Annotated in this window: 14 protein-coding genes, 2 tRNA genes and 1 other RNA gene; 11 read left to right on the top strand and 6 right to left on the bottom strand. The window is 29.7% G+C overall.

Annotation, left to right across the window (positions count from 1 at the left end; genetic code table 11):
* The first annotated feature begins 36 nt into the window (after positions 1 to 36).
* A complete protein-coding gene (locus ACQY31_RS03440) occupies positions 37 to 1,224 on the top strand; it encodes a pyridoxal phosphate-dependent aminotransferase (RefSeq protein ID WP_428080881.1) in 1,188 nt (395 codons plus the stop codon).
* Positions 1,225 to 1,227: 3 nt separating this feature from the next.
* Positions 1,228 to 1,881 carry an NAD(P)H-binding protein gene (locus tag ACQY31_RS03435; protein ID WP_428080879.1) on the top strand — a complete coding sequence of 218 codons (654 nt, stop codon included), beginning with the start codon at positions 1,228 to 1,230 and terminating at the stop codon, positions 1,879 to 1,881.
* A 3-nt stretch (positions 1,882 to 1,884) separates the two neighbouring features.
* Here the strand turns inward: ACQY31_RS03435 and ACQY31_RS03430 are convergent, their stop codons facing one another.
* Both ACQY31_RS03430 and trxB read right to left on the bottom strand, forming a co-directional pair.
* Positions 1,885 to 2,907: an NAD-dependent epimerase/dehydratase family protein gene (locus tag ACQY31_RS03430; protein WP_428080877.1), complete on the bottom strand. Its 1,023-nt coding sequence runs from the start codon at positions 2,905 to 2,907 to the stop codon at positions 1,885 to 1,887.
* A 41-nt stretch (positions 2,908 to 2,948) separates the two neighbouring features.
* A complete protein-coding gene (trxB, locus tag ACQY31_RS03425; RefSeq protein ID WP_428080875.1) occupies positions 2,949 to 3,893 on the bottom strand; it encodes a thioredoxin-disulfide reductase in 945 nt (314 codons plus the stop codon).
* A 21-nt stretch (positions 3,894 to 3,914) separates the two neighbouring features.
* On the opposite strand from trxB, the gene ACQY31_RS03420 reads away from it, so the two are divergent.
* Both ACQY31_RS03420 and ACQY31_RS03415 read left to right on the top strand, forming a co-directional pair.
* On the top strand, positions 3,915 to 4,859 hold the full coding sequence (locus ACQY31_RS03420; protein ID WP_428080873.1) for a mitochondrial fission ELM1 family protein: 945 nt from the start codon (positions 3,915 to 3,917) through the stop codon (positions 4,857 to 4,859).
* On the top strand, positions 4,859 to 5,524 hold the full coding sequence (locus ACQY31_RS03415; RefSeq protein ID WP_428080871.1) for a hypothetical protein: 666 nt from the start codon (positions 4,859 to 4,861) through the stop codon (positions 5,522 to 5,524). The genes ACQY31_RS03420 and ACQY31_RS03415 overlap by 1 nt, the downstream gene beginning before the upstream one ends.
* Here ACQY31_RS03415 and carB read toward each other — a convergent pair.
* On the bottom strand, positions 5,521 to 8,745 hold the full coding sequence (gene carB / locus ACQY31_RS03410) for a carbamoyl-phosphate synthase large subunit (protein WP_428080869.1): 3,225 nt from the start codon (positions 8,743 to 8,745) through the stop codon (positions 5,521 to 5,523). The two genes, ACQY31_RS03415 and carB, sit on opposite strands and share 4 nt — an antisense overlap.
* A complete protein-coding gene (gene carA / locus ACQY31_RS03405) occupies positions 8,723 to 9,919 on the bottom strand; it encodes a glutamine-hydrolyzing carbamoyl-phosphate synthase small subunit (RefSeq protein ID WP_428080867.1) in 1,197 nt (398 codons plus the stop codon). The genes carB and carA overlap by 23 nt, the downstream gene beginning before the upstream one ends.
* A 126-nt stretch (positions 9,920 to 10,045) precedes the next feature.
* On the opposite strand from carA, the gene ACQY31_RS03400 reads away from it, so the two are divergent.
* The 5 genes from ACQY31_RS03400 (at position 10,046) to ACQY31_RS03380 (ending at position 14,387) form a co-directional block, all read left to right on the top strand.
* A complete protein-coding gene (locus tag ACQY31_RS03400) occupies positions 10,046 to 10,507 on the top strand; it encodes a GatB/YqeY domain-containing protein (RefSeq protein WP_428080865.1) in 462 nt (153 codons plus the stop codon).
* Positions 10,507 to 12,282 (top strand): DNA primase, encoded by a 1,776-nt coding sequence (dnaG, locus tag ACQY31_RS03395; protein ID WP_428080863.1) that lies wholly within the window; start codon positions 10,507 to 10,509, stop codon positions 12,280 to 12,282. Before ACQY31_RS03400 ends, dnaG begins: the two co-directional genes overlap by 1 nt.
* 65 nt (positions 12,283 to 12,347) lie before the next feature.
* Positions 12,348 to 14,171, top strand: a complete 1,824-nt coding sequence (gene rpoD, locus ACQY31_RS03390; RefSeq protein ID WP_428080861.1) for an RNA polymerase sigma factor RpoD — start codon at positions 12,348 to 12,350, stop codon at positions 14,169 to 14,171.
* A gap of 6 nt (positions 14,172 to 14,177) precedes the next feature.
* Positions 14,178 to 14,252, top strand: a tRNA-Val gene (locus ACQY31_RS03385).
* 58 nt (positions 14,253 to 14,310) lie between these two features.
* Positions 14,311 to 14,387: transfer RNA gene (locus ACQY31_RS03380), tRNA-Ile, on the top strand.
* A 136-nt stretch (positions 14,388 to 14,523) separates the two neighbouring features.
* Here ACQY31_RS03380 and ACQY31_RS03375 read toward each other — a convergent pair.
* On the bottom strand, positions 14,524 to 15,108 hold the full coding sequence (locus ACQY31_RS03375; RefSeq protein ID WP_428080859.1) for an MlaC/ttg2D family ABC transporter substrate-binding protein: 585 nt from the start codon (positions 15,106 to 15,108) through the stop codon (positions 14,524 to 14,526).
* A 13-nt stretch (positions 15,109 to 15,121) separates the two neighbouring features.
* On the bottom strand, positions 15,122 to 15,928 hold the full coding sequence (locus tag ACQY31_RS03370) for an MlaA family lipoprotein (RefSeq protein WP_428080857.1): 807 nt from the start codon (positions 15,926 to 15,928) through the stop codon (positions 15,122 to 15,124).
* A 101-nt stretch (positions 15,929 to 16,029) separates the two neighbouring features.
* Here ACQY31_RS03370 and ACQY31_RS03365 point away from each other — a divergent pair, with 101 nt between their 5' ends.
* A complete protein-coding gene (locus tag ACQY31_RS03365; protein ID WP_428080855.1) occupies positions 16,030 to 16,761 on the top strand; it encodes an N-acetylmuramoyl-L-alanine amidase in 732 nt (243 codons plus the stop codon).
* A 41-nt stretch (positions 16,762 to 16,802) separates the two neighbouring features.
* Positions 16,803 to 17,159: RNase P RNA component class A (rnpB, locus tag ACQY31_RS03360), an RNA gene on the top strand.
* Positions 17,160 to 17,225 lie beyond the last annotated feature (66 nt).

Raw genomic sequence — 17,225 nt, 5'->3', positions numbered from 1 at the left:
ATATTAAACAGCGTATTAGAATTTATTTATATTTCAATGAGCATAATATCAGACAGTTTAAAACGAATTAAACCATCACCAACTATTGCAGTTACTCAAAAAGCAAGAGAACTTAGAGCAGCAGGAAAAGATGTAATTGGACTTGGGGCTGGAGAGCCAGATTTTGATACACCAGATAATATTAAACAAGCTGCAATTAAAGCCATCAAAAGTGGAGACACAAAATATACAGCAGTAGATGGAACACCCGCTTTAAAAAAAGCAATTGTAGATAAATTTAAAAGAGAAAACAAAATTAATTACACTACAGATCAAATCACTGTTGGAACTGGCGGAAAACAAGTTCTTTATAATGCTTTCATGGCAACTTTAAATAAAGGCGATGAAGTGATTATTCCTGCACCTTTCTGGGTTTCTTATCCTGATATGGTTTTATTAGCTGGTGGAAAACCAAAAATAGTTAAATGTACAGAAGAAGAAGGATTTAAACTTACTGCAAGTAAATTAAAAAAAGCTATTACTAAAAAAACAAAATGGGTGATTTTAAATTCACCATCTAATCCAACTGGAGCAGGATATTCAAAAAAAGAAATTGAAGATTTAGCTAAAGTTTTAATTAAAAATAAAAAAGTTCATATTTTGAGTGACGATATCTATGAACATATAGCATATGATAATTTTAATTTTTATACGATTGCTCAAAATTCTAAATTGAAAGATAGAACTTTGACAATGAATGGGGTTAGTAAATCTTATGCAATGACAGGTTGGAGAATAGGTTATGCTGCAGGACCAAAAGATATAATTAAAGCAATTGGTAAAATTCAATCTCAATCTACATCAAACCCATCATCAATCAGTCAGGCTGCTGCAGTTGAAGCTTTAAATGGAAAACAAGGTTTTATAAAAAAGAGATCAAAAGCCTTTAAAGAAAGGAGAGATTTTGTAGTTAAAAGTTTAAACAGCATTAAAGGTATAAATTGTTTAACCCCTAACGGAGCTTTTTATGTATTTCCAAGTTGTAAGGGATTGTTAAATAAAAAAACTAAATTAAAAACAGATACAGAATTTGTTCAAAAACTACTTGAACAATCTAATGTTGCAGTAGTACAAGGCTCTGCATTTGGTTTAGATGGATACTTTAGAATTTCTTATGCTACTTCAATGCAAAATTTGAAGAAAGCAATGGATAGAATAAAATCCTTTTGTGAAAGCCTTTCTTAATAAGTGAAAACAGCATTACTATTTGGTGCAACGGGATTAGTTGGTGGACATGTTCTAAATCAACTTATTCAGAATAATAATTACTCTAAAATTAAAATATTTGTCCGTTCCTCAATTCAAATAAACAACTCAAAAATTGAAGTAATTCAAACTGATTTTAATAATTTAGAAAAACACAAAGAAGAAATTGAGGGAGATGAATGTTTTTTTTGTATTGGGACAACAAAAAAAAATTCTCCTGATAAGAATGAATATCAAAGAATTGAATTAGATATCCCAAAACAAGTAGCCCAAATTACAAAATCTAACAATGTTAAATCTTATTTTTTTGTATCTTCAGGATATGCAAATTCCAAAAGTTCAGGAGATTATTTAAAATATAAGGGCCTTGTAGAGGAAGAGATCTTAAGTTTAGGTTTTTCCAAAATAGGAATTGTGAGACCCTCATTTATATTGGGTAACAGAAAAGAATTTAGATTGGGTGAGAAAATAGGAATAATAATTTTTAAGCTTCTCAACCCTTTATTTGTTGGACCACTTAGAAAAATTAGATCAATTCATTCAGAAACAATTGCAAAAGCAATGATTAAACTTGCCAATAATAATATTGATCAAAAAATTTTTGAGTCAGATCAAATTTCAGATTTAGTAAAATAAACTTTATACTAAACCTAATCTAACTACAGATTTTCCTGCATCAACCAAAGCACCACTTGCTGGTTTAAACTCAAAACCAATTAATTCTTCAGCATATTTTGTCTCTGGTTTCATCTCTAGTTCAAGATCAGGTATCATAGTTTTTGCACTCGAGTCCAACATGCTAATAAACTTAACCATAAAATTTGGTAAAGTTTTTTTAGGTAGTTTTTTTGCATACTCTGGTAGTGCTTCAGCTAAAATTTTTGATGTTTCAATTAGTGTTTTAACTTCTTTACCAATAATTAACCTTCTGCCACCTACTTTTGAGTTTCCTAAGCAAGCAACATGAGATTTTGCAACATCTTTGATATCGGATATTAATATTCCCCATTTAGGAGTTGCAGGAAACTTTCCTTTTAAAAATTGTCTTACATATTCAATCGAGGTTCCACATTTAGTATCCAAAGCATCTCCAAATACACCACCCGGGTTTATACAAGTTAGTTTATTTTTAATTCCGTTACTTTCCATTAATTCCCAGGCTGCTTTTTCAGCAACTGTTTTGGATAGAAAATAATCATTAACTCCTTCAACCCAATTTTCATCAGTCCAATCATTTTCACTAAATGAATAAGGATTTGATCTATTTGGCTTTCTAAACATTGCTGCTATTGAAGATGTAACCACAAATTGCTCTGCATTTGCTTTGATACCAGCGTTTAAAACTCTTAAAGTTCCATCTTTTGCAACTGGGATTAAATTTTCTCTATTTTTTGAAACTTTCATTGGAAAAGGGGAAGCTATATGCATAATAAATTTACATCCTTTTGCAGCTTCTTCCCAACCTTCGTCACTTAAAAGATCAAGTTTTATAAAAGATAACTTATCTATAGAAGCATATTTGCTAATAGTTTCTTTTGTCTGAGAAATTACATCATCACTTCTAACAGTACCCAAAACTTCGTAACCTGAATTTAATAATTCTATTGCAGTATGTTTAGCTATCCATCCACTTATTCCAGTTAATAGTACTCTATCAGTCATGATATTTCTCCTTTTAATAAGTTATTAATTTTAATCTCAAACTAATGAGATAAGAATTTCTCAGCTTCTAGTGCAGCCATACATCCCATACCAGCTGCTGTAACTGCTTGTCGAAAAGTTTTATCTTTAACATCACCCGCAGCATAAACTCCAGGAATGTTTGTTTCAGTTGAATCTGGTTTAGTAATCAGGTAACCTTCTTTATCCATTTCTAATTGATCTTTAAATAGTTGAGTTGCTGGATCATGACCAATGGCAATAAATAACCCATCTAATTTAACTTCCTCTGTTTTTTCAGTTTTCAAATTTTTAATTTTTATACCCTTAACATTTTTGGGTTCACTATCACCCAAGACATCCTCAACAACAGAGTCCCAAATAATTTCAATCTTCTTATTTTCCATCAATTTCTTTTGAAGCATCTTTTCAGCTCTTAAACTATCTCTTCTGTGTATTAATTTTACTTTTGATGCAAATTTTGTAAGAAACATTGCTTCCTCTACTGCAGCATTACCACCTCCAACTACAGCAACTTCTTTATCTTTAAAAAAGAAACCATCACATGTGGCGCATGCTGAAACTCCAAATCCTCTAAATTCTTGCTCAGATTTTATATTTAACCATCTTGCTTGTGCACCAGTGGAAATAATTATGCTATCTGCAGTATATTTTTGACCACTATCACCGACAGCTTCAAATGGTGTAGATTTTAAATTCACTGATCCGATATGATCCTCAATCATTTCTGTTCCAACAGCTTTTGCTTGATCCCTCATTTGATCCATTAGCCATGGTCCTTGAATTACTTCTGCAAATCCTGGAAAATTTTCTACATCAGTTGTTGTTGTTAATTGTCCACCTGGTTGAGCTCCGTGAACAAGGATAGGATTTAACATTGCACGAGCAGCATAAACAGCAGCAGTGTATCCGGCAGGACCAGATCCAATTATTAACACTTTTGTGTGTTTAGTTGGATTTTGACTCATATGAAAGCTATATAGTGATTAATGTCTAAATTAAAAGGTTTATTATTAACCCAAGGAAAGCATGGAATGATTAGTCAAGTCGAGGGACTTGCAAAAGCACTTGATATTGATTTTACTCACCACAAGGTTGAACTAAAAAGTATTTGGAAATTAGTTCCTCCTAAATTTACTCCAATTTCTCAAAACGTTTATAAAAAAGTTAATGATATAGATTTTGATTTAATAATCTCATGTGGAAGAAAGAGCGTAATTCCATCTATTCACTTAAAAAGTATTTCTAAAAAAAAAATTTTTAATATTCATATCCAAGATCCAAAAATAGATTTTAATCATTTTGATTTTATTATTGCACCAGAACATGATGGAATTAATGGCGAGAATGTTATTAGCACTAAAGGAGCCATTCATTATCTTTCAGAAAGAGAAATTGAGGACAATAAAAATTATTTAAAATCATTTATCAAACATGACGAAAGAAAAATTTGGTGCTTAATTATGGGTGGACCAACAAAATACTATGATTATTCAACCAAGAATATGAAACATATTTTTTCAATGTTTTATAAATTAATGAAGAAACATGATTTTCAATTAGTAGTTATTCCATCAATGAGAACCCCAATAAATACTATTCATTATGCCAAAGAGTTTTTTGGAGAAAATCATACGGTGATTATGAATGTAGACAAAAAGGCATATTTATCTGCATTGGCTTTATCTGAAAATATTGTTGTTACATGTGACTCTAGCTCAATGATCTCAGAAGCTGCGTTAACAGGTAAACCAATATATATTGCTAATATTTTACCAAAAAAGAATGACAAAAGATTCCAAAGATTTAGAAATTTATTTAGAGAACTTAATATCACTAGAAACTTAGGAGAGGAAATTGAAAATTGGAACTATGAAAAACTAGATGAAACGAATAGAGTAGCAAAAATAATAAATGAAAAAATTCAATTTTAATGTCATTTTTAAATTCTATAAAAAATAATTCAAAAAAATATGAAATACCATTTGATCATTGGGAATATAGCGATGCTTTATCAGAAGGAGCAATTGAAGAGATCGTTAAAGCAGATATTCCTGATTTAAGTCAGCATAATTTAAATTATGATGGAACAAGAGCAATAGATGGAGGTGCAGCTGAGTTTAGAGAGGGCATTTCCTCTGGTGGTAAAGCAATTAAATTTAGATGTTTTGTTACTAAAGAAAATAGTTTTCAATTTCCAAATCTTGTAAAATTTATTAACGAGCTACAGTCTAAAGAAACGCACGAAACAATATCTAAAATGATCAATAAAGATTTATCTAATTCATATGTTAGAGTTGAAGTAATTTGTGATAGAGAAGGATTTTGGCTCAAACCACACTGTGATATCAAAGAAAAATTAATGTCCGGATTAATTTTTGTTAATAAAACAAATGAGTCTGAAGATTTAGGGACTGATTTTTACAATGAAAAATTAGAGAAAGTTAAAACACTACCTTATAGAAATAACTATGGGTATCTTTTTACTAGTGGACCAAACACTTGGCATGGAATGGAAAAAAAGAGTATTCTAAAAGAAAGACGGTGTTTACAAGTAAACTATGTGACTTTTGAAACTGATTGGAAAGTAAATTCCTAAATATCTTGTAAAGATTTAACTTCTAGTTTCTTTGTCTTAAGCGATTTAATAGCATTTAAACATGCAAGAGCAGTAGACATATTGGTACAATAAGGAACTTTATTTTTAAGCGTTGCTCTTCGAAGTGCAATTGCATCATTTAATCTGTGCTCGCTGTTTCCACCACCAGTATTAATCACAAGTGCAATCTTTTTAGAGTCTAAAACATCAACAATATGAGGGCTACCACTACTTACTTTATTAATAATTCTACATTTCATACCATGTTTTTGAATATATTCAGCAGTTCCCTTAGTTGCACATAATTTAAAATTGTTTTTAATAAGCTCTTTTGCAAGATCAATACCTTCATCTTTATGAGAATCTTTTAAAGATATAAATGCAAGACCTTCTTTTGGAAGTGAATTAGCTGCAGCAATCTGACTTTTAGCAAAAGCCATTCCAAAATCTTTATCAAATCCCATCACCTCACCTGTAGACTTCATCTCAGGTCCTAAAAGTAAATCACTATTTGGAAACTTATTAAAAGGAAATACAGCCTCTTTTACTGCATACATTCCTTTTGATTTATCTTTAAGATTAAATTTAGAAAGTTTTTCACCAGCCATTATTCTTGATGCAATCTTTGCAAGTGGAATTCCTTTTGCTTTTGATACAAAAGGCACAGTTCTACTAGCACGGGGATTAACTTCAATGATATAAATTTCATCTTTCTTGATTGCATATTGAATATTCATAAAACCTTTTACTTTAAGTGCTAAGGCAAGTTTTTTTGTTTGATTTTCAATTTCTTTAATTAGATATGGTTTAATAGATACTGGCGGCAAACTACATGCAGAGTCACCAGAATGAATTCCTGCTTCTTCAATATGTTGCATGATACCTGCCACATAAACATCTTTACCATCAGAAATAGCATCCACATCAACTTCCATTGCATGATCTAAAAATTTATCAATTAGAATTGGATTTTCTTCAGCAGCTTTAAATGCTTCTTCAACAAAGTTTTTTAATTGACTTTTTTCATGAACAATTTCCATTGCTCTTCCACCTAAAACATATGAAGGTCTCACCACTAGCGGTAAACCAATTTTTTCAGAAATTTTGATTGCTTCTTTGAATGTTTTTGCGATTCCACTATCTGCTTGTTTTAAATTTAATTTAATTAATAAATTTCTAAATTGATCTCTATCCTCTGCTAAATCTATTGAGTTATATTGTGTTCCTAAAATTGGAAGTTTGTTATCATTTAAAAATTTAGCAAGCTTAATTGGAGTTTGTCCTCCAAACTGAGCAATAACTCCTATTAGATTTCCTTTTTCTTGCTCTTTTTTAATAATGTTAAATACATACTCTTCTTTCAAAGGTTCAAAATATAACCGGTCACTCGTATCATAATCAGTAGATACAGTTTCAGGGTTGCAATTAACCATGATGGTCTCAAAACCTGCGTCTTTTAATGAAAAACTTGCCTGACAACAGCAATAATCAAACTCAATCCCTTGGCCTATTCTGTTAGGTCCACCACCTAAAATTATTATTTTCTTTTTATTTGATGGATCTGCCTCACACTCAGAACTTATTGAAAAATTTCTTTGATAAGTTGAGTACATATAAGGAGTAAAAGATTTAAATTCAGCAGCACAGGTATCGACTTTTTTGTATACAGGTAGTACTTTTAGAGCTGTTCTTTTTCTTCTCACTACATCTTCTGATGAATTAGTAAGTTCAGCTAATTTTTTGTCTGAAAAACCAATAGATTTAATTCTATTAAATTCATTATAATCTTTTGGAAGACCTCTTTTTTTAATAGCTAATTCGTTATCTACAATTTCTTTTATTTGTCCTAAAAACCAGGGATCAATTTTTGATAAGGTGTATATTCTTTTTAAGCTAATTTTTTTCCTTAAAGCCTCCGCAACAAGAAGCATTTTGTTAGGAATATGCTCTTTAAGTTTTTTTTCGATTTGTTTTTTACTTAGATTGAATATTTGGTCGAAACCAGAAAAACCAGTTTCTAAAGAAACCAATGCTTTTTGAACAGACTCCTTGAAGTTTCTTCCAATAGCCATTGCCTCCCCAACAGATTTCATTGATGTACCTAAAGTTGCTGGCGAGGTAGAAAATTTTTCAAAAGTAAACCTTGGTATTTTAGTTACTACATAATCAATACTTGGTTCAAAAGATGCAGGTGTTACTTTTGTAATCTCATTTTTAAGTTCGTCTAAAGTGTAGCCAACCGCAAGCTTAGCCGCTACTTTTGCAATTGGAAACCCAGTTGCTTTAGATGCAAGTGCTGATGATCTAGATACTCTTGGATTCATTTCAATAACAACCATTCGTCCATTTTTAGGATTAATTGCGAACTGAACATTGGATCCACCTGTCTCAACTCCAATTTTTCTTAAACATGCAATAGATGCATTTCTCATAACTTGATATTCTTTATCAGTAAGAGTTAAAGCTGGAGCAACAGTCACTGAGTCTCCTGTGTGAATTCCCATCGGGTCAATATTTTCTATTGAGCAAATGATGATACAGTTGTCTTTTTTATCTCTTACAACTTCCATCTCAAATTCTTTCCAACCTTCTAGACATTCTTCTACTAGAACTTGGCTAACTGGAGACTCGTGTAATCCGTTTTTTATAATTTTAAGATATTCTTTTTTATTCTTTGCTATACCACCACCTAGACCACCTAGGGTAAATGCAGGTCTAATGATTGCAGGCAAACCAATTTTATTTAGAACTTTAGAAGCTTGATTGATATTATTAACAATTTCAGATTTAGGTAAATCTAATCCAATATCGATCATATTTTTTCTAAATTTCTTTCGATCTTCAGCATTAGAAATTGCTTTAGAATTTGCCCCAATAAGTTCTATTTTGTATTTTTTTAATATCCCTTTTTTTTCTGCTTCCATTGCAAGATTAAGAGCAGTCTGACCTCCCATTGTTGGAAGAATTGCATCTGGTTTTTCTTTTATAAGAATTTTCTCTAGAACCTCTAATGTGATAGGCTCTATGTAAGTTTTGTCTGCAACATCTGGATCTGTCATGATGGTTGCAGGGTTAGAATTAATTAAAACAACTTTATAACCTTCATCTTTTAAAGCTTTACAAGCTTGTGTTCCTGAATAATCAAATTCACATGCTTGGCCAATAATAATTGGACCTGCTCCAACAACTAAAATTTTTTTAATATCTTTTCTTTTTGGCATTTTTTTTCATATTGTTAATAAATTCTTGAAATAAATAGACACTGTCCTGAGGACCTGGATTAGATTCTGGATGATACTGTACTGAAAATATAGGTTTGTTTTTTAATTTAATTCCTTCAACACTATTATCGAAAAGAGATTGATGAGTTACTTGAATATTTTTTGGTAAGGTTTCTTGAACTACTTCAAAACCATGATTTTGACTTGTAATTTCTACATTGTTATGAACTAAATTTTTTACAGGATGATTTGCACCTCTATGACCTAACTTCATTTTTTTTGTTTTACCACCAAGTGCTAAAGCGAGAATCTGGTGTCCTAAACAAATCCCAAATATCGGTAAATTTTTTTTAATTAGTTCTTTAATAATATTTATTGCATATTTTCCGGTTGCAGCAGGATCACCAGGTCCATTTGATAGAAATATTCCATTAGGCTTTAGTTTAATTATATTTTCAGCAGAAGTTAAACATGACACTACTGTCACTTTGCAATTAAAATCAGAAAAATATCTTAAAATATTTTTTTTAATTCCATAATCTATTGCAACAACATGAAATTGATTTTTTTTATTTTTTACAAATCCATCTTTCTTTTTCCAAGTTTTAAAACCTTTCCAAATATAATTTTTTACAGTTGATACTTCTTTAGCAAGATCTAGATTTTTTAACCCACTCCATTTTAAAGTAGTATTTGTTAATTTACTTATATTGAATTTTTGTTTTTTTGAGAAAGCAATTGTTCCTTTTGGTGCTCCTTTATCTCGAATAAAATTAGTTAAACTTCTAGTATCAAGACCAGTGAGCCCAACAATTTTGTTTTTCTTAAGCCATGCATCTAGATGTAAAAAAGCTCTATAGTTTGATGGATCAGTTATTTCTGAATTAAAAATTACTCCCTTAGTCCATATCTTATCAGACTCTATATCTTCTTTATTAGTTCCAACGTTTCCAATATGGGGAAATGTAAAATTGATAATTTGACCAGCATAAGATGGATCTGAGATTATTTCCTGGTAACCAGTTAAAGAAGTATTAAAACACACTTCTCCAGTAGCCTCTCCTTCATAGCCAATACCAATTCCTTTAAATACCTTCTTGTTTTCAAGAACTAAAATGCCAGTATTAATTTGATAAATATTTTTTGAGTTAATTTTTTTTGAATTTTTGATCAATTACAACTCATGAGTTAAAGGTTAATACAATAATTGCTTTATTATCGCAACAGAGATGTATTATAAAATTGTAAAAAAACAATTTTTCTTTTGAAGAATTTTTTCTTTGAAGTAGATTAAAAAATTATGTCATTAAAGAACACAATCGAAAACGAATATAAAAATGCTCTAAAATTGAAAGATAAAAATAAAATATCAACCTACAGGTTAATTTTATCTTCAATTAAAGATTTAGACATTGCAAATCGTTCTGGTCCCAACAAAAAAGATACAGATGATGAGGATATTAAAAAGCTTCTTAAAAAAATGGTTAAACAAAGAGCCGAATCTATTGAGATCTATAAAAAAAATAACAGAACTGATCTTTTGGAAGTTGAACAAAATGAATATGAAATTTTAACTAGTTTCTTACCTAAACAAATGAGCGAAGAAGACACTAAAAAACTATGTGCTGAATTAATCTCTAAATTAGGTGCTAGTTCCATTAAAGATATGGGTAAAATAATGGGTGAGTTAAAGAAATCTCATTCTGATGAAATTGATTTTTCTAAAGCTGGATCAATAATCAAGGAATTATTGAATAGTTAATGAAATACCCCAAAGAGTATTTAGATGAAATTAAGACAAGGTTGAAAGTATCAACTGTTGTTTCAAAAACAGTCTCATTAAAAAAAAGAGGAAAAGAATTTGTGGGTTTATCTCCATTTAAAAACGAAAAAACACCTTCATTTACAGTTAATGATGAAAAAGAATTTTATCATTGTTTTGCTACCTCAGAACATGGAAATATTTTTGATTTTGTAATGAAAACTCAGAATTTAAAGTTTGGAGAAGCTGTTAAACATTTAGCTCAATTAGCAGGTATGCAACCATATTTGTTTTCAAAAAAAGATGAAGAAAGAGAAAAAAAATGGAATGAATATAAATCAATTTATAGTGAGTATGTTGATTTTTACCATGATGAATTAATTAAAAACAAACAACATTCAAATGCAAGAGAATATTTAAAAAATCGATCCTTGAGCAAAGAGGACGTAAAAAAATTTAAAATGGGATATATAGAAAAAAATCCAAATATTTTTGAGCAATTAAAAAATAAATATAGTGAACAAACTTTGGTTGAAACTGGATTATTTTATTTCGATGATAAAAAGAACATTTATGTAGAAAGATTTAGAGGAAGATTAATTTTTCCAATTAATAACATAACTGGTCAACCAATTGCTTTAGGTGGAAGAATAATAGAAAAGCTAGATTATCTTGCAAAATATATTAACTCACCTGAAACTTTATTTTTTAAAAAAGGATCAAATTTATATAATCTTGATTTAGCTAGAAAATTATCAAACAAAGTAGACCATATTTATTTGGTCGAGGGCTATATGGATGTTGTAGGTTTAAGTAAAAATGGAATTGATAATGCTGTTGCAAATCTTGGTACCTCACTTACTGATAAACAAATTCAAATTCTCAACCAATTTTTTGACGATATCATTATATGTTTTGATGGTGATGAAAGTGGGTATAAAGCAGCACTAAGAGCTGCAGAAAATTCAATTAAAGAATTAAAACCTGAAAAACAAATTTCATTTTTATTTTTACCAAATAAAGAAGACCCAGATAGTTATGTGAATAAAAATGGTAAAGCTAATTTCATAGAATTTACAAAACAATCTAAACTATCAATTCATCAATTTATTTTTAGTCACTATAAAAAACAAACTGCAAATAACCCTTCTTCCATGGCTATTTTTGAAAAAAGATTAAGAGAGGTAGCAAACACTATTAAGGACGATTATATAAAAAAATATGTATTAGAATATTTTTTAGAGAAAATTGCAGAATTAACGCCTCATTCAAATCAAAAAAATAAAAAATTTTATAAAAAACCAACCAAATCTTTAAATGCTACAAAGAAGTATTATAACGAAAGCCAATCTTTGTCTGGAGTTGAGCTTAAAGAATTTTCCTTAATTTATTTGGTAATTAATAATTTAAATTTAATGCAATCAAATATTCATTTAATTGAAAATATTAAATTATTTACTGAAATTAATAAAAAAATCTTTAATCAAATAATTGAAGTTTTAAAATCTGAAAATCAAATAGCTGTTCAGGATTTAAATTTGGATAGTAAGATAATTGAAAAAATTAATAAATTTGCGCCAATAAAATATATTTTAAAAAATAATTCTGAAGATGAAGAAAAAATCATTGAATTACTTGAAGATATTTCACGAGATTTAATGAATTATGATCTTGAGTTTAGAATCCAAGAGTTAGAATCGAAGTTCTCAGTCGATATGAGCGAGAGCACATTTAATGAGCTAAAAGAGCTCAAAAAAAAGCAGAATCTCAATTAATCTGGACAAATTTGTAATGGATTTTTACAGATTTGACATTATATAAGACTTTCAATTTAATCGCTGTGGAAAGAATTATTACAAAATCATTTGCTAGATTAATGGGTCGAGGAACCCATAGAGGCTTCATAACTTATGAAGAGTTAAGCAAATCCTTAGGTAAAAGAAATTTATCAGACGAAAATCTTGCTCAAGCTTTTATTTATATATTAGATGAAAATATTTCACTAGTTGAAAAAAAATCAGATTTTAAAGTTCTTAGAAAAAAAGAAAATTCTAACAGAGAAGAAGGTAAAACAATCGAAAAAAGTGATGACCCTATTAGAATGTATTTGCGGGAAATGGGAGGTGTTGAATTACTTTCTAGAGAAGGAGAAATTGCAATTGCAAAAAGAATAGAGGCTGGAAAAGATGTAATGTTAATTGCTTTATCACAAAGCCCTATGACAGCACAACAATTTTTTGAGTGGAATGAAAAGCTACAAAATGATGAAATCTTAGTTAGGGAAATTATAGATATTGACACAAACTATATGGAAGATGAGTCAACTGGACCAAGCGCCAAACAAAAAAATGCTGGTGAAACAGATAAAGAAGATGGTGCTTCAGATGAAGATGATGATTTCAATCCTACTCTTGCTGCAATGGAAACAGAAATTAAACCTAAAGTGTTAAAAACAGTAAATACATTAACTAAAGAATATACAAAACTTATTAAGTATCAGAAAGAAAAGTTAGATTGTGTTTTAAATTCTCAAAACTTTACACCTGCAAAGGAAAAAGGTTATGAAAAAATTGTAAATGATATTTTAGAAAATATTAAATCACTTCAGCTTTCTCCATCTGTTTTAGAAGAACTTGTTCAAAAACATTATGTTGAGAATAAAAAAATTATTTCTTTAGAAGGAAATCTTTTAAGACTTGCTATGGATCAAAAAATACCAAGAAATGAATTTATAAAATTTTATGTTGGTAATGAAATAAATCCAAATCTTAAAAAATTTTTAGATACAAATTTAATCTGGAAGCAATTTTTTGCAAAAAATAAAGAAGAATTCAAAAATATCAGAGAAAGACTTATAGAAATTAGTCACAAACTTGGAATTTCTGTTACTGATTTTAAAAAATTAGTAAGTAGAATTCAAAAAGGTGAAAAAGAATCAAGAATAGCCAAAAAGGAGATGGTTGAGGCTAATTTAAGATTAGTAATTTCAATTGCTAAAAAATACACAAATAGAGGATTGCAATTTTTAGATTTAATTCAAGAAGGTAATATTGGATTAATGAAAGCGGTTGATAAGTTTGAGTATAGGAGAGGTTATAAATTTTCTACATATGCAACATGGTGGATTAGACAAGCAATTACAAGATCAATTGCAGACCAAGCAAGAACAATTCGTATTCCTGTTCACATGATTGAAACTATAAACAAAATTGTAAGAACCCAAAGATTAATCTTAAGTGAGTTCGGCAGAGAAGCGACGCCTGAAGAGTTAGCGCAAAAATTAAGAATGCCTTTAGACAAAGTTAGAAAAGTATTAAAAATTTCAAAAGAGCCAGTTTCACTTGAAAAACCGGTTGGTGATGAAGAAGATAGTAGTTTAGGAGATTTTATTGAAGACACAAAAGCTTTAGCGCCATTAGAGCAAGCTATAAAATCCAACCTAGGAGAGGCAACTACAAAAATTTTATCTACCTTAACCCCAAGAGAGGAAAGAGTATTAAGAATGAGATTTGGTGTTGGTATGAATACCGATCACACTTTAGAGGAAGTGGGTTTACAGTTTTCTGTAACAAGAGAAAGAATTAGGCAGATCGAGGCCAAGGCTCTTAGAAAATTAAAGCACCCGAGTAGATCTAAACAACTAAAAAGTTTCTTAGAAAGTTAAAAATTAGGGCCGTTAGCTCAATAGTAGAGTACTGCATTGACATTGCAGGGGTAGTTGGAGCGTAACCAACACGGCCCACCATTATTGATTTATCTTTAATTGATAACTTGATAAAAATGATATAACTAACTATTGTTTTGGGCCTGTAGCTCAGTTGGTTAGAGCAGTACACTCATAATGTATTGGTCCCAGGTTCGAGTCCTGGCGGGCCCACCAATAAAAATTATTTTCTTGTGCCTCATTAATACGATCTAAAATTATAACTTTGTATAAAGTATAAATTAAAAAAACTGCAGAAGTTAAATCTGAAATTAAAAGTATGGATTGAATTTGGTTTTAATTTTCAAATCAATTAACTATTTGAAAACTCTCTTAGTTTTAAAATCAATGTATTAATATCTCCATCCGCGCTAAGAATAATAGAGTTAAATTCTTCTTTCTGAGTTCTCGCTAAACTTAAACCTTCAATTATAAGATCTCTAATTAAAGGCTGATCTTTGTTTTTTGTATATACTCTCCAATCTATTTTAACAGAAGGTCTATTATTTGTAGCTACTAGTGTGCTGTAAACAATTGTGTAGTTTTCATTTATTTTTTTTTTTGAATTTACATTTATGATTGGATTAGAATATTCAGCCAATCTGCTTGAAAAACTTTGCAAAAAGTATTCAGTAAATGCTTTCTCATATTCTTTTTTTTGCTCATCAGATACACTTTTTCTATGTGAACCCAATGAATATAAACCTATACCTCTTATATCAACTGTATCTAATGCAATTTTTTTTAGTTTATCCATTCTTTCTTCTTTTGTAAGACTACCACCAAGAGTTTCAGCAGCTCTATTTACTGTCGACTGTACAAAGACATCTGCCTCCATAGAGAAAGAGTTTGTAAAATTAAAGTTTAATAATAATAATATGATGATTATTTTTTTCATATTTTTAAATTAGTTATTTGTTTGTTTCAATTTCTTCCCAGCCATCATCATCCTCGTATATGACTTCTACGTTTCCTATTTGTACATTTTTAATTTTATTTTCTCTATCCTGCAAATATAAGCTCCTTACAGAAGCATAAAAATCTATAGAATTTTTTTCAAGGTTTTCAAACGACTCAATATTATTTGCTCTAAATTCAATTCCACTTATTGCTTTCGATGCTATATAAGCACCCTCACTTAAAAATTCATTGTTTCCATGTATTGAGACATTGTACCAGGGATCACCACCCATTACATTTGCAAAAGATCCTGTCGTATCTCTAATTGTTGAGGGACCTAAAACTGGAAGTACTAAATAACAACCTGGACCAAAACCCCATTTACCGAGAGTTTGACCATAGTCTTCTTTCACATATTTAGGAAAACCTATTTTGTTAGCTACATCAATGGTTCCTAATAATCCAACAGTTGTATTAACCGCTAATCGAGCTGTATTTATAATTGCGGTTTTAATATCACCCTGCAAAACATTATTTGGTATAGTTACTAAGTTGGATAAGTTTTTAACAGCGTTGCTTGTTCCTTTTTGAACTTTATCTGGCAACTTTCTATATCCTTTCGCAATCGGTTTAATTAATACTTTATCAAGACCTTGATTGAAGGAAAATGTTGCTCTGTTTAGTTTTTCAAAACAATCTTTTATATTTTGAGCTTCAGATTTATTGTTATTTAGATCTAGTTCGCCATCAGAACCAGCATTAGCATTAAATGCAATTAAGGATAGTGAAAATAATAAGATAGTTAGTTTTTTTAACATGCGAATTTATAATATATAAAATCTAATATTAAAGTAGAATTAAATTTCAATAGTGACGATAAATTGTTAATAAATTGCCTAAATTAGTACCCAAATTGAGCATGAAAATACTATTAAATTATTCTCCAAATTTTGATCCTAAAAGAAGAAAAAATAGTCAGATAAAATTTATAGTTTTTCATTATACAGGGATGAAATCTGAAAAAAAAGCAATAGACAAATTATTAAATCACAAATCTAAAGTTAGCTGTCATTATTTAATTAAAAATAATGGCGATATTATAAAAATGGTGCCCGAGACCTACCAAGCTTGGCACGCTGGAATTTCTAGTTGGAAAAAATTTAAATCTTTAAATAAAAACTCTATAGGAATTGAAATAACTAATCCTGGTCATGAATTTAAATATAAAAAATTTTCAACAAAACAAATTTATTCATTAATAAAACTTACAAAGTATTTAGTTAAAAAATTTAAAATTAATTCAAAATCAATATTGGGTCACTCAGACATAGCGCCAGATAGAAAGCTAGACCCAGGAGAGAAGTTTCCATGGGAATTTTTATCAAAAAATAAAATTGGAATTTGGCATGACTTGAATCTAAATAAAATAAAGGGAGAAAGAGGATTAAAAATTTCAAACCCATTGAAATTAAAATTTATAAATAATCTTTTTAAAATTGGTTATCCTAGAAGCTCAAAAATAAATAAAAATAAATATAAAAAAATTATCACATTTGCATTTCAGAGGAGATTTAGGCAAGAACTAGTAAATGGCAAAATTGATAAAGAATGTTTATTAATAAGCGAAAACCTAATAAAAAAGCTTAATTAATTTGTCTTGTAATTTTTAAGTTTAATAATAAGTTCACCTCGCCAGATAAATGACTTATCGCTTTAATTTTTTTTAAAGAGGAAAGTCCGGGCTCTACAAGGACACAGTGCCAGGTAATGCCTGGCGGGGGAAACCCTAGGGATAGTGCCACAGAAAATAAACCGCCATAACATGGCAAGGGTGAAAAGGTGTGGTAAGAGCGCACCGGTTCTATTGGTAACAATGAACGCTGGAAAACCCCACTGGGAGCAAGACTAAGTAGAGATGACATTGTTGCAAAACTAAAAGCAGTCCTTGGCTAGTCATCAGGGTTAGTTGCTTGAGCTTAAGAGTGATCTTAAGCCTAGACAAATGATAGGTTTAAATGACAGAACCCGGCTTATAGTTTATCTGGCACTTCACAGTTTAAAAAACGAAAAAAAGCAAAATATTAATATAATTATCTTTATAGCTAGAAGCGTAAA

The sequence above is a fragment of the Candidatus Pelagibacter sp. genome, from assembly GCF_965262185.1.
In the GTDB taxonomy this organism is placed as follows: Bacteria; Pseudomonadota; Alphaproteobacteria; order Pelagibacterales; family Pelagibacteraceae; genus Pelagibacter.
The sequence above is the reverse complement of the archived record's forward strand: the minus strand, read 5'-3'. Positions and strand labels throughout refer to the sequence as shown.